General features: G+C 66.1%; 13 protein-coding genes and 1 other RNA gene. 6 read left to right on the forward strand and 8 right to left on the reverse strand.

All coding sequences use genetic code 11. The features are described from left to right. The first annotated feature begins 1 nt into the window (after position 1). Genes QUE68_RS21125 through QUE68_RS21140 form a run of 4 tightly spaced genes read left to right on the forward strand, consistent with a single transcriptional unit; the run spans position 2 to position 4374 of the window. The gene (locus QUE68_RS21125; protein WP_286274387.1) at positions 2-1081 is read left to right on the forward strand and encodes a CaiB/BaiF CoA transferase family protein; all 1080 of its coding nucleotides are present in this window, start codon (positions 2-4) and stop codon (positions 1079-1081) included. Next, a complete protein-coding gene (locus tag QUE68_RS21130; RefSeq protein WP_286274388.1) occupies positions 1078-2010 on the forward strand; it encodes an alpha/beta hydrolase in 933 nt (310 codons plus the stop codon). The genes QUE68_RS21125 and QUE68_RS21130 overlap by 4 nt, the downstream gene beginning before the upstream one ends. Continuing rightward, positions 2007-3509: a flavin-containing monooxygenase gene (locus QUE68_RS21135; RefSeq protein WP_286274389.1), complete on the forward strand. Its 1503-nt coding sequence runs from the start codon at positions 2007-2009 to the stop codon at positions 3507-3509. The genes QUE68_RS21130 and QUE68_RS21135 overlap by 4 nt, the downstream gene beginning before the upstream one ends. Before the next feature lie 52 nt (positions 3510-3561). Beyond that, on the forward strand, positions 3562-4374 hold the full coding sequence (locus QUE68_RS21140; RefSeq protein WP_286274390.1) for an enoyl-CoA hydratase/isomerase family protein: 813 nt from the start codon (positions 3562-3564) through the stop codon (positions 4372-4374). Positions 4375-4441: 67 nt separating this feature from the next. Here QUE68_RS21140 and ssrA read toward each other — a convergent pair. The 5 genes from ssrA to ftsE form a co-directional block, all read right to left on the reverse strand. Further along, positions 4442-4810, reverse strand: a transfer-messenger RNA (tmRNA) gene (gene ssrA, locus QUE68_RS21145). A gap of 175 nt (positions 4811-4985) precedes the next feature. Then, a complete protein-coding gene (locus tag QUE68_RS21150; RefSeq protein WP_286275893.1) occupies positions 4986-5813 on the reverse strand; it encodes an EamA family transporter in 828 nt (275 codons plus the stop codon). Between the two features lie 20 nt (positions 5814-5833). Continuing rightward, positions 5834-6334 carry an SsrA-binding protein SmpB gene (gene smpB, locus QUE68_RS21155; RefSeq protein WP_286274391.1) on the reverse strand — a complete coding sequence of 167 codons (501 nt, stop codon included), beginning with the start codon at positions 6332-6334 and terminating at the stop codon, positions 5834-5836. Positions 6335-6336: 2 nt separating this feature from the next. Further along, positions 6337-7230 carry a permease-like cell division protein FtsX gene (gene ftsX, locus QUE68_RS21160; RefSeq protein ID WP_284228228.1) on the reverse strand — a complete coding sequence of 298 codons (894 nt, stop codon included), beginning with the start codon at positions 7228-7230 and terminating at the stop codon, positions 6337-6339. Beyond that, the gene (gene ftsE, locus QUE68_RS21165) at positions 7231-7920 is read right to left on the reverse strand and encodes a cell division ATP-binding protein FtsE (protein WP_286275894.1); all 690 of its coding nucleotides are present in this window, start codon (positions 7918-7920) and stop codon (positions 7231-7233) included. 27 nt (positions 7921-7947) lie between these two features. Between ftsE and QUE68_RS29550 the strand changes: the two genes are divergently transcribed. Then, complete coding sequence (locus QUE68_RS29550; protein WP_349816676.1) at positions 7948-8235, forward strand: hypothetical protein; 288 nt, start codon at positions 7948-7950, stop codon at positions 8233-8235. A 244-nt stretch (positions 8236-8479) separates the two neighbouring features. Here the strand turns inward: QUE68_RS29550 and QUE68_RS21175 are convergent, their stop codons facing one another. Beyond that, positions 8480-9451, reverse strand: a complete 972-nt coding sequence (locus tag QUE68_RS21175) for a mechanosensitive ion channel family protein (protein WP_284228231.1) — start codon at positions 9449-9451, stop codon at positions 8480-8482. Beyond that, positions 9441-10556, reverse strand: a complete 1116-nt coding sequence (gene prfB / locus QUE68_RS21180) for a peptide chain release factor 2 (protein WP_284228232.1) — start codon at positions 10554-10556, stop codon at positions 9441-9443. Before prfB ends, QUE68_RS21175 begins: the two co-directional genes overlap by 11 nt. A 122-nt stretch (positions 10557-10678) precedes the next feature. On the opposite strand from prfB, the gene QUE68_RS21185 reads away from it, so the two are divergent. Beyond that, positions 10679-12046, forward strand: coding sequence for an FAD-dependent oxidoreductase (locus tag QUE68_RS21185; RefSeq protein ID WP_286274393.1), 1368 nt, complete (start codon positions 10679-10681; stop codon positions 12044-12046). Positions 12047-12118: 72 nt separating this feature from the next. On the opposite strand, the gene QUE68_RS21190 is transcribed toward QUE68_RS21185, so the two are convergent. Then, the gene (locus tag QUE68_RS21190; RefSeq protein ID WP_286274394.1) at positions 12119-12526 is read right to left on the reverse strand and encodes a PPOX class F420-dependent oxidoreductase; all 408 of its coding nucleotides are present in this window, start codon (positions 12524-12526) and stop codon (positions 12119-12121) included. Between the last annotated feature and the right edge of the window lie 2 nt (positions 12527-12528).

Raw genomic sequence — 12528 nt, forward strand, 5'->3', positions numbered from 1 at the left:
GATGCCAGGACCCTTGCGGCGCCTGCGCGTGGTCGAACTCGCCGGCATCGGCCCCGGTCCACACGCCGCGCAGATCCTCGGCGACCTCGGCGCTGATGTCGTCCGCGTCAAACGGGCTGGCCCGAGCGGGCTGCCTGAGGTGATGACCCGCAACCGACGCTCGGTCACCGCCGACCTCAAGACCGCAGGTGGTCGAGCCCTGGTGCTGCGCTTGGTAATTCACGCGGACGTGCTCATCGAGGGATTCCGACCCGGTGTCGCCGAACGCCTCGGCGTGGGCCCGGATGACTGCGCGGCGGTCAACGAACGGCTGGTGTACGCCCGGATGACGGGATGGGGGCAGAGTGGCCCCCGCAGCCAGCGCGCCGGCCACGACATCAACTACCTCTCGCTCAACGGTGTGCTGCACGCCATCGGCCGGGCCGGCGAGCGGCCAGTCCCGCCGCTGAACCTGGTGGGCGACTGCGGCGGCGGCTCCATGTTCCTGGTCACCGGTGTGCTCGCCGCGCTGTGGGACCGCCAATTCTCCGGCAGCGGCCAGGTGGTCGACGCCGCCATGGTGGACGGCTCCAGCGTGCTGAACCAGATGGTGTGGGATCTGCGGGCGCTGGGCATGTGGAGCGACGAGCGCGGGGTCAACATGGTCGACACCGGCGCGCCCTACTACGACACCTATGAATGCGCCGACGGCCGCTACGTCGCGGTGGGCGCGATCGAACCGCAGTTCTACGCCGAGTTGCTCACCGGCCTCGGCCTAGATGCCGGCGTGCTGCCCGGGCAGAACGACACGAGCCGGTGGCCGCAGTTGCGTACTGTGATCGCCGCGGCGTTCCTGGCCCACGACCGCGACCACTGGGCGAAGACACTCGCCGACACCGATGCCTGTGTCACCCCGGTACTGTCCTTCGCGGAGGTGCAGACCGACAGCCACATCAGCGAGCGCCGCACCTTCCTGTCCGACGGCGACCATCTGACACCGGCCCCGGCACCGCGGTTCTCCCGGTCGGTGCCCGACGACCCCGGCCCCGAAGCGCCAGTCGACGCGGAATCCGTTCTGGCACAGTGGGCGGCGGCCCGATGAGCCGGACGGCCATGACCATCGACGCCGACGGGGAGGGGCGCCTTGCAGCGGACTTCACCGCGGCTTCCGACGACGCACTCGACGGACCGCGGGGACGACCGTGCGTCGTCATGGCCCACGGCTTCACCGGCACCCGCGACTGCGGCCTGGACGGCTTCATCGATGTGCTCACGGCAGCAGGCGCGCACGTCCTGGCCTTCGACTACCGACACTTCGGCCAATCCTCCGGCATCCCAGACCAATTGGTGAGCCCCGCACGGCAGATCAGGTACTACCACGCCGCGATCCATCACGCGCGCGCCCTTCCCGGTGTAGACCCCTACCGCATCGCGGTGTGGGGTGTGTCGCTCTCCGGTGGTCATGTCATGCGGGTGGCGGCGGAGGATCGGCGATTGGCTGCCGTCGTGAGCCTAACGCCGGGTATCGACGGCGGCGCGGCGGTGGCACTCATGCTGCGCACACGGGGTCTGCGAGATCCGATGCGCGTCGTCGGACGTGCCGCCGCGGACGTGGCCGCAGCCGCACTCGGTCGCCCGCCCGTCCTCACCCCGGCGATCGGACGTCCCGGAGACGCCGCCGCCATCACACCACCGGGCGCCCTCGAGGCGATGACCACCATCGCCGGCCCCATGTGGCGCAACGAGTTTCCGGCTCGCGGTCTGCTCGCCGTCGGGGCCTATCGCCCTGCCAGCAAGGCGGGACGGATCAGGTGCCCGGTGCTCATGCAGATCGCTGACCACGACCAGGTGGCACCGGCCCACAGCGCTCGCCGGATTGCCGAGCGTATCGGCGCGAGCACCCAGCACTATCCGTGTGACCACTTCGACGTGTACACCGGCATGGCTTTTCACGAGCAGGTCGCCGCACATCAGGTCGAGTTCCTGCGTCGAGTACTGAGCTCACCGACGGATCAGAAGGACCGCTCATGACCCCCGACCATCACACCGTCATCATCGGCGCCGGCTTCGGCGGAATCGGCACCGCGATCAAACTCGACCAGGCCGGCCTGTCCGACTACCTGATCCTGGAAGCCGGCGACGGGCCCGGTGGCACCTGGTACTGGAACACCTATCCCGGTGTGGCGGTGGACATCCCATCGTTTTCCTACCAGTTCTCCTTCGAACAGAATCCGAACTGGTCCCGGTCTTATGCACCCGGGCAGGAGTTGCGCGGCTACGCCGATCACTGCGTGTGGAAGTACGGACTCGCCGAACGAATCCGCTACGGGGCAACAGTGGTCAGCGCTGACTTCGACGAGCCGGACAGCTTGTGGCGGCTGAAACTAGCTTCTGGACAACAGGTTACGGCCCGCTTTCTGGTCAATGCGTGCGGCCTGATGACCACCCCGAACGTGCCCGACTTCGACGGTCTCGACGACTTCACCGGGCCGCGGTGTCACACCGCGCGCTGGGACGCCACCATCGATCTGGCCGGCAAGCGGGTGGGCGTCATCGGGACCGGGGCGTCGGCTGTGCAGGTGATCGCCGAGATCGCGCAGTACGTCGACCACCTGACGGTGTTCCAGCGGACTCCGGTGTGGTGCTTCCCCAAGTTCGACTTCGAAATTCCCGCGTCCGCCCGCCGGGTGATGCGACTGCCCGGCGGAAGGCACCTGCTGCGGCTGGCTAGCCAGAGCTACGTGGAGGTGCTCTTCCCCGGGGTGGCGAACTACTTTGCGAAGCTGCCGATCAAGGGTCAGGCCGAGAAGATCGGCCGGTCCTACCTCGAACGCGAGGTGCGCGACCCGGCCACCCGCGCGAAACTCACGCCCACCTACGCGGTCGGCTGTAAGCGGCCGGCCTTTCACAACACGTATCTGTCGACGTTCAACCGCGACGACGTCGACCTCGTCACGGACCGGATCGAGAAGATCACCTCGGGCGGGATCATCGCCGGCGGCGCCGAATACGACGTCGACGTCCTGATTCTGGCCACCGGGTTCAAGATGATGGGTGAGGACTGGATCACCTATGAACTGACCGGAACGGGTCAACGATCCCTCAACGAGACGTTCGCCAAGGACCGCCAGCGTGCCTACGAGGGCGTCAGCGTCCCCGATTTTCCCAACCACTTCCTGATCTGCGGTCCCTACGGTTACGTCGGGTCCTCCTACTTCGCTCTCATCGAAGCGCAGAGCCGCCACATCGTGCGCTGCCTGACCCGGGCGCAAGAAGTGGGTGCGGCCCGCGTCGAGGTGCGTCTGGAGGCCAACGACCGCTACTTCGCGGAGATGATGGCCAAGCGCGGCCGGCAGGTGTTCTGGCAGGACAGCTGCCGCAACGCCAACAGTTACTACTTCGACGCGCACGGCGACGTCCCGGTCCGCCCGGGGACCACGTTCGGAACCTACTGGCGCAGCAAGCGTTTCCCGCTGGAGGACTACCACTTCGACCGGACGATGGCGGTCACCGCCGCTCAGGTGCGGTAACCGCCGGGGCCGGCCTCCGACGTCCGGGCCGCAATCGAGGAGTCCAGATCACATGGTGGAGCAGGATGGCTTCGAGGGACTCACCGTCGACGTTCGCGACGACGGTGTCGGTGTCGTCCTGTTCAACCGTTCCGAGAAGTTCAACGCGTTGACCGCTGCGACCCTCGGCATCCTCGCGCGGGCGCTTCGCACGCTCGGTGACCGGCAGGACTGCGGTGCCGTCGTGCTCTCCGGCGCGGGGGCGGCCTTCTGCGCCGGCATGGATCTGAACGATCCCGGACTGGCCGAACCAGAACGCGACCCGGTGCAGCAGGCATACGGAGCGATGCGCGACGCGGTGACGTGCGTGCTGACGATGCGGGAGATCCCACAACCGGTGATCGCCGCCGTCCGCGGTCCCGCAGTGGGTGGCGGCTTCGCCATTGCTGCGGCCGCCGACATCCGCATCTGTTCGCCCGATGTGGCGTTCATGGCGCCCTTCGTCAAACTCGGCATCTCGATCGGGGACATGGGGCTGTCGTGGTTGCTGCCCAGGCTGATCGGAGCGGGTGCGGCCGCGGAATTGTTCTACAACGGAGGGACGCTGGGCGCCGAAGAGAGCCTGCGGCTCGGGCTGGTCCAGCACGTCGTCGACGATCCACTGCAGGCCGCTGTCGAACTCGCCGCGAAGGTGGCGTCCCGGCCACGCCTCGCCGTGCAGATGTCCAAGGAACTCCTCAACGCCAGCATCGCCGCCGGCGGTCTGCGCGAGCACCTGGAGATGGAGATGCGCTCGCAGGTGATCGCGCTAATGACGCAGGATCATCGCGCGGCAGTGCGGGCATTCGGGTCGCGAACCAGGGACGACGCCAAGCCCGGCGGATAGCTCCCGGGATGCATGTCTTCGGTCAAACTAACAAAGCAGGCCAGGCCTTTCGGCCTGGCCTGCTTTGTTGTGGAGCTGCCGGGAATCGAACCCGGGTCCTACGGCATTCCCTCGAGGCTTCTCCGTGCGCAGTTCGCTATGTCTCTACTTGGATCTCTCGGTCACGCGAACAAGCCAAGATGACGATCCCAGTCGCTGTTTGATGTCCCCGTATGTCCCGCGACCGGACGTATGGGTTTGTCCCTCTTGATGACGCCAGGGTCCGGGTCGAGGGCTCTCCCGGTCTGACGGACACACCGTCGCTTAGGCAGCGAGGGCGTAGTCGCGCTGATTGGAATCGGCGCTTAATTGGTTGCAACGACGCTTACGGTGGTCATTTGCCTGCACCGGCACGCTTCCCTTGATTCGATGCGCGAAGTCGAAACCGTTCAGCCCCTCGCACCCCTGCCGAACTTCAGCAGGAATACCGATCTTACTCATCGATCCGACAACGGCCAGTGAATAAGGGTCCCGGTCAGGTCACGTCGGCGAGATCAGGGGACGCGGACAGTCCCTCCGGGTGGTGTCAGACGCCGAGCGCAGGCCCGATCGTCGAAGGCGGCAAAACGCGATCAATGCATTCCCGCGGCGATGAAACCCACCGAGATCAGCGCCAACACCATGCCGACCACCTGCCAGCGCGTCACCCGCTCCTTGAGCACCACCAACGCGAGCCCGACCGTGGCCGCGGGATACAGCGAGATCAGGACGCTGGTCAGCGAGAGCATCGACGCGTGCAACGCGAGAAGCAACGCGACGTTGGAGACGGTGTCCAAGACCCCCGCCGCCAACGCCAGTTTGAGCGGCACTCCCGACGGCACGGTGAGCTGGCCCGAGACGGCGGCGATCCCAACGACCGTCAGGCTGGCCGTCAACCGGGCGAACACCAGTGGCCACAACCCCGCCTCCACCGGCGCCTGATCGATGAGCACGAAGTTCAGGCCGAACGCGAGCCCAGCACCCAGCGTCAGCCACGCCACCTTCGTGGTGAACCGGTGTGCGGTCAAATCCCCTTCACGCACTTGGCGGCTGACGAAGACCACCGCGATCAACGCGATCGCGATGCCCACGTACGCGAGAGCACTCGGCCGCTCCCCCAGCGTCACCCCGGCGATGACGGGGACACCTGCGACCAGGATGGCCGTCAACGGCGACACCATCGACATCGGCCCCGACGCCAGCGCAGCGTAGAACCACCACACCCCGAACGCCTGGCTGAGGCCGCAGAGCCCGCCCCACACGATTGCGGGCGTCGACACGTGCCCGCCGACCACCAAGGACAGCATGGTGAGCAGCACCAACGCCACCGGATAGGACACCAGCACCACCCGCAGCGCGGCGACCCGTCGTGACGCCAGACCTCCGACGAAGTCGCTGACCCCGTAGCCGAGCCCGGAGATCAGGGCGAAGACGATTCCGATCAGGTCATGCCCTTGGAGCGCCTGCCAAGCTCCCGGGTGACTTCGCGGTCGGCGTCGCGCTTGGCGATGTCCTGACGCTTGTCGTGCGCCTGCTTGCCGCGGGCCAGGGCGAGTTCCACCTTGACCTTGCCCTCGGTGAAGTACAGCGACAGCGGCACCAGCGAGAGGTTGCCGTCCTTGATCTTGCCGATCAGATTGTCGATCTGCGTGCGGTGCATCAACAGTTTTCGATTGCGCCGCGGCGCGTGATTCGTCCAGGAGCCGTGGTGATACTCGGGGATGTGGAGGTTGCGCAACCACACTTCGCCGTCGTCGACGGTCGCGAAAGAGTCCGCCAGCGACGCTTGACCCTCCCGCAAGCTCTTCACCTCGGTACCCATCAACGCCACCCCGGCCTCGAAGGTCTCCAGGATCGAATAGTTGTGGCGCGCCTTGCGATTGGTGGCCACGACCTGATTGTTGCGGTGCTTCTTGACGTCCGCAGCCGACTTCTTGACCACCGCTAACGCCGTACGTACAGCCGCAGGGTGACGTACCCCGTGACGCCCGCCATGGCCACGCCGACGAACAGCAGGATCGGGGCGATGTACAAGATGTCGGCGTAGTCGATCCGGGCGATCAGATTCGCTTGGTAGAACTGGTTGAGCGCCTGCTCGAGGAACAGTGCCCGGACCACGATCAGGCCGAGGATCGAGATCACCACACCGATGAACGCCGCGAGCATGGCCTCGACGAGGAAGGGCAGCTGCGTGTACCAGCGGCTGGCGCCGACGAGTCGCATGATGCCCACCTCCGTTCTTCGCGTGTACGCGGCGACCTGAACCATGTTCGCTATCAACAGGATCGCGCCGACCGCCTGTACCAGTGCCACCGCAAACGCCGCGGCACTCAACCCGTCGAGCACCGCGAAGAGCCGGTCGATCAGCTCCTTCTGGTTCAACACGTTCAAGACGCCGGGCTGTGCCTTCAGCGCTTCGTCGAAGTCCGTGTGCTGCTCGGGATTGTCGAGCTTCACCACGAATGATGCCGGGAACGCGTCCTTGCCCGCAACGTCTTTGTATTGGGGAAACTTCCTGATCGCGTCGTCGTAGGCGTCCTGCTGGTTCAGGAACCGGACCGACCGCACGTCGTCGCGGTCCTCGATCTGCTTGCGCAACGCCTTGCACTGATCCGCATCGCACGTCGGATCGTTCGCCGACACGTCGTTGGTCAAGAACACCTGACTCTCGACGCGATCCAGATAGATGGTGCGCGAACTGTCGGCGAGGCGGACCACGAGGAGCCCACCGCCGAAGAGGCCGATCGAGATCGCGGTCGTCAAGATCATGGCGACCGTCATGGTGACGTTGCGACGAAGTCCGGTGAGGACTTCGTTGACGAGAAAGCCGAAGCGCACTTAGCGGTCCATTCCGTAGACACCGCGCTGCTCGTCGCGAATCAAGCGACCGAGCTCGAGTTCGATGACACGCTGGCGCATCGAGTCGACGATGTGGTGATCGTGGGTGGCCATCAGCACCGTGGTTCCGGTGCGGTTGATCCGCTCGAGCAGATCCATGATGTCCTTGCTGGTTTCCGGATCCAGGTTTCCGGTGGGTTCGTCGGCCAACAGCACCAGCGGCCGGTTCACGAAGGCACGAGCGATGGCGACGCGCTGCTGCTCGCCGCCGGAGAGTTCGGTGGGCAACCGGCTGGCCTTGCCCGACAGGCCCACCATCTCGAGGACGTCGGGCACGACCCGATTGATCACGTCCGAGCGCTTCCCGATGACCTCCAGCGCGAAGGCGACGTTCTCGAACACCGTCTTCTGCTGCAGCAGGCGGAAGTCCTGGAAGACACACCCGAGAACCTGCCGCAGGCCGGGGATGTGTCGGCTGGCCAGCTTGTTCACGTGGAACTTCGACACCTGGATGTCGCCGTGGGTGGGGGTGTCCTCAGCAAGCAGGAGCCGCATGAACGTCGACTTGCCCGAACCGGACGGTCCGATGAGGAAGACGAACTCACCCTTCTCGATCTTGAGCGAGACATTGTCCAGAGCTGGCCGTGCCGAGGATTTGTACTGCTTGCTCACGTGGTCAAGGGTGATCATCACGGCACGCCAGTGTAGCGGGGCCCAATGGGAGGTTCGGACTACCCGGCCGGCAAGGGCGCAGGCGACACCGGCCCGACACCCGGCACGGCGCCCGTCGTGGTGGTCACGGTGCCCGAGCGGTTCGGCAATGGCCAGGACGTCGAAGGCGCAGGCGTGATCGTGGTCCCCGACAATGGACCTGGACCGTCGGGGTCCACGACGGTCGTCGGCGGGGGGCCGGTGGTCGTCGTCGCGCTCGTCGTTTCCGACGGGCTCGTCGTCTCCGTCGGAGAGGTTTCCGTGGTGGTCATGGTCGTCGTCGGGGTGCTGTAGGTCGTCCTGGGCCGCGTCTCGACGTTGGTGCGGGGCACCCAGGTGTACTCCGGGTCCGGGACATAGCCGGGCGGTACAACTTGTGGCGCCTCCTGGACCGTCGGATCCGGTGGCGCCGGAGCGTAGGTCGAATGGAGCCACCAGGTGAAGCAGAACGCCACGATGAGAGCGAACGTCGACGTCCGTACCCGCCCGCCGGGCAGATACGCCGGCCAGTCGCGTCCTTCGCCGTCCCTCCGGAACTTCATCGGTCATCCCCCTGGGCCTGCGGGTCCTCGGCGATCGCCGTTGTAGCGGACGGCGACAGCGCACCGATCGTCGGCGTGGCCTCCACCGGGCTGGCGATGCCCGCCCTGCGCAGGGCGGCGACGATGAGGACGCGGAGCTGTCGACCCACTTCGAACTGCTTGCCGGGCAGCGTGCGCGCGACCATCCGCAGGTTCACGGTGTCGAGTTCGATGCTCTCGACGCCCATCAGCTGCGGCTGGTCGAGCATGAGAGCCGCCATCTGCTTGTCGTCCATCGCGCTCTCAGTCACCTGGTGCAGCACGTCGTTGACCTTGTTCAGATCGGCTGTGGTGGGAACCGGGATGTCTACGACGGCGCGCGCCCAGTCCTTCGACTGGTTGACCGTCTTCACGATCTGCCCGTTGGGGATCGTGAAGACCTCGCCCTCGCTGGATCGCAACTTGGTCACGCGCAGCGTGACGTCCTCGACCGTGCCCTCGGCGGGCTGCGCGATACCGCTCACCGTCAGCGCCACGAGGTCACCGAAGCCGTACTGCTTCTCAGTGATGATGAAGAACCCCGACAGCAGGTCCTGCACGACGCGCTGGGCGCCGAAGCCCAGGGCCGCGCCGAGGACTGCAGCGGGCGCCACCAGGGAGCCGACCGGTATCGCGACGATGTCGGTGATCTCCACGAGGACCACGACGCACAGCAGGGCGATCGTGACCCAGGAGATCACCGAGGCGACCGCTTGACGGTGCTTGGTGGCCTCCGATCGCACCAGCGCGTCGCTCTCGCGGAAGTCCGCATCGATGCGGCGGGTGATCCTGCGCGCGGTCCACTGCACGAATCGCGCGGCCAGGATCGCAGCCAGGACCAGCATCACGATGCGGAGGCCGCGCGTGATGATCCATTCGCCGATGTCGCCGCGCCAAAAGTCGTGCCAACTGTCGGCCAATCCGATGGCCAAATACGTGTTAGTCGTCATCTTTCCTATTGCGCCAACGGATCCCCGCTTCGAGGAATCCGTCGATGTCGCCGTCGAGTACTGCGGCCGGGTTGCCGACTTCGTAGTCGTTACGCAGGTCCTTGACCATCTGATACGGGTGCAGCACGTAGGAGCGCATCTGGTTGCCCCACGAACTACCGCCGTCGCCCTTGAGGGCGTCCATTTCAGCGCGTTCTTCTAAACGCTTGCGTTCCAACAGTTTTGCCTGAAGGACTCGCATTGCCGAAACCTTGTTCTGCAACTGCGACTTCTCATTCTGGCAAGTTACGACGATACCGGTGGGGACGTGGGTGAGTCGAACCGCCGAGTCGGTGGTGTTGACCGACTGCCCGCCGGGCCCGCTGGATCGGTAGACGTCGACGCGGACGTCACCGTCGGGAATGTCGATGTGATCGGCGGTGTCCACGACGGGCAGCACCTCCACGTCGGCGAAGGAGGTTTGACGCCGGCTCTGATTGTCGAACGGGCTGATCCGCACCAGGCGATGGGTGCCCTGCTCCACCGACAGGGTGCCGTAGGCATACGGCGCGTGCACCGCGAACGTCGCGCTCTTGATGCCCGCCTCTTCGGCGTAGGACGTATCGAACACCTCGACGCCGTAGTCGTGCTTCTCGGCCCAGCGGATGTACATCCGCATGAGCATCTCGGCCCAATCGGCGGCGTCGACGCCGCCCGCGCCCGACCGGATGGTGACGACGGCCTCGCGCGCGTCGTACTCACCCGAGAGCAGGGTGCGGACCTCCAGGCCCTGGATGTCCTCGCGCAGCTTTGCCAGCTCGACGTCGGCGTCTTCGAAGGCCTCCGTACTGCTGGCGCCCTCTTCCTCGGAGGCGAGCTCGTACATGACCGGGAGGTCGTCGAGCCGCTGCCTCATTTCCTCGACCCGGCGCAACTCGCTCTGCGTATGCGACAGCTCGCTGGTGACCTTCTGAGCGCGCGTCTGGTCGTCCCACAGCTTGGGATCCGACGCGGCGTCCTCGAGGGTCTTGATGCGGTCGCGCAGGCCGTCGACATCGAGTACCCGCTCCACCGTCGTCAGAGTGGTGTCGAGCGCGGTGATGTCGTCTTGCCTGTCGGGATCCACGGGAGATCAGGGTACCGACCGTTGCGCCGGTCTAGCATCGGCTTGGTTACCAGACCGGCGATCACGCGACAGCCCCTTGCGGATCGGCGGGCGAATACGACTTGCCGTCGGAAGGTTCATGCATGCGCTCTCATCGCGTCGCGATCGTCGGTTCGGGTCCGTCGGGCTACTTTGCCGCCGCCTCCCTGCTGAAGTTCGCCGACTCGACCGCCGACTCCGAGACGCCGACGGACGTACGCGTCGACATGCTCGAGATGCTGCCGACCCCGTTCGGTCTGGTGCGCTCGGGCGTCGCGCCCGATCACCCGAAGATCAAGACCATCAGCGCGCAATTCGACAAGACGGCGACCGATCCCCGCTTCCGGTTCTTCGGCAACATCCGGGTGGGTGAACACGTACAGCCGGCCGAACTGGCCGAGCGCTACGACGCGGTCGTCTACGCCGTCGGCGCCCAGGCCGATCGTCCCCTGGGCATCCCCGGCGAGGAGTTGACCGGAAGCGTGGCCGCCGTCGACTTCGTCGGCTGGTACAACGCCCACCCACACTTCGAGGAGATGTCACCCGATCTGTCGACGGGGCGGGCGGTGGTCGTCGGCAACGGCAACGTGGCCCTTGACGTCGCCCGCCTCCTGGTCAGCGATCCCGACGCGCTGGCCAACACCGACATCGCCGACCATGCCTTGGCGGCCCTGCACTCGCGGGGGGTGGAGGAGGTGGTGATTCTCGGGCGCCGAGGACCACTGCAGGCCACGTTCACCACCATGGAACTGCGCGAGCTGGGCGACCTCGACGCGATGGCCGACGTGGACGTGATCGTCGACCCCCTCGACTTCGTCGGCATCTCCGACGAGGACCTGGAGGCGGCGGGCAAGACCGCCAAGCTGAACATCAAGACCTTGCGTGGGTACGCCGAGAAAGGACCGCGAGGAGCCAAGCGGCGCATAGTGTTTCGCTTCCACACCTCCCCCATCGAAATCAAGGGGACCGACCGGGTCTCGTCGATCGTGCTCGGCCGCAACGAGTTGGTGAACGACGGTGGCCGTCTGGTCGCCAAGGACACCGGTGCGCGCGAGGAACTGGCGACCCAACTCGTCGTCCGCGCCGTGGGATACCGGGGCGTGCCGACACCGGGATTGCCGTTCGACGAGCGGTCGGGAACCATCCCGCACACCGACGGCAGAATCGACGGCAGTCGCAATGAGTACGTCGTCGGCTGGATCAAGCGGGGACCGTCGGGCGTCATCGGCAGCAACAAGAAGGACTCGCAGGACACGGTGAATACCTTGGTGGCCGACCTTGGCGCGCCCCGCGAACTGGACGGTGTCACCGACGATGCGGTCGAGTGGCTGCTGTCGCGGCAGCCGTTGCTGGTCACCGACGATCACTGGAAGCTGATCGACACCCACGAACGAACGTCCGGGCAGCCGGGCGGCAGGCCGCGGGTGAAGTTGACCAGCGTGGCGGAGTTACTGCGGATCGGGCACGGCTGACGACGATCCCGCGAGGCACGAGCCGGTGAGGAGTCGGCCCAACAGCCACGGCTGATCGGCCACGGCTGACGCTCAGCCGCGCATCGGCGTCGTGACCGAGTCGGCTTCGATGGTGATCAGCACCCGCGTCTCATCCGGGTTTCCGCTAAAGACCGGATACGGGATTCCCAAGTACTTCTGCGAGATCTCGTCGATGCTCTCCCGTCCACCCTCGGTGGTCGTGGACACCACGCGGCCGCGCACGCCGTAATAGCGATTGACGTCGTCGGGGTCGGCGACGTTGACCGCGACGCGCGGATCGCGGGCGATGTTCCTGGCCTTCTGCATCCCCTCGACGATGTTGATGACCACGTTCTCACCGTCGGTCGTCACCCAGGTCTCCGTCAGCTGCGGCGATCCGTCCGGCATGAGCGTGGCGATGAAGCAGGGGCTCGGCTTCTGAAGCAGCTCGATCAGGCCTTCGGGCAGCGGTACGGACATGA

This window comes from Mycolicibacterium sp. TUM20985, from assembly GCF_030295745.1.
Lineage (GTDB): Bacteria > Actinomycetota > Actinomycetes > Mycobacteriales > Mycobacteriaceae > Mycobacterium.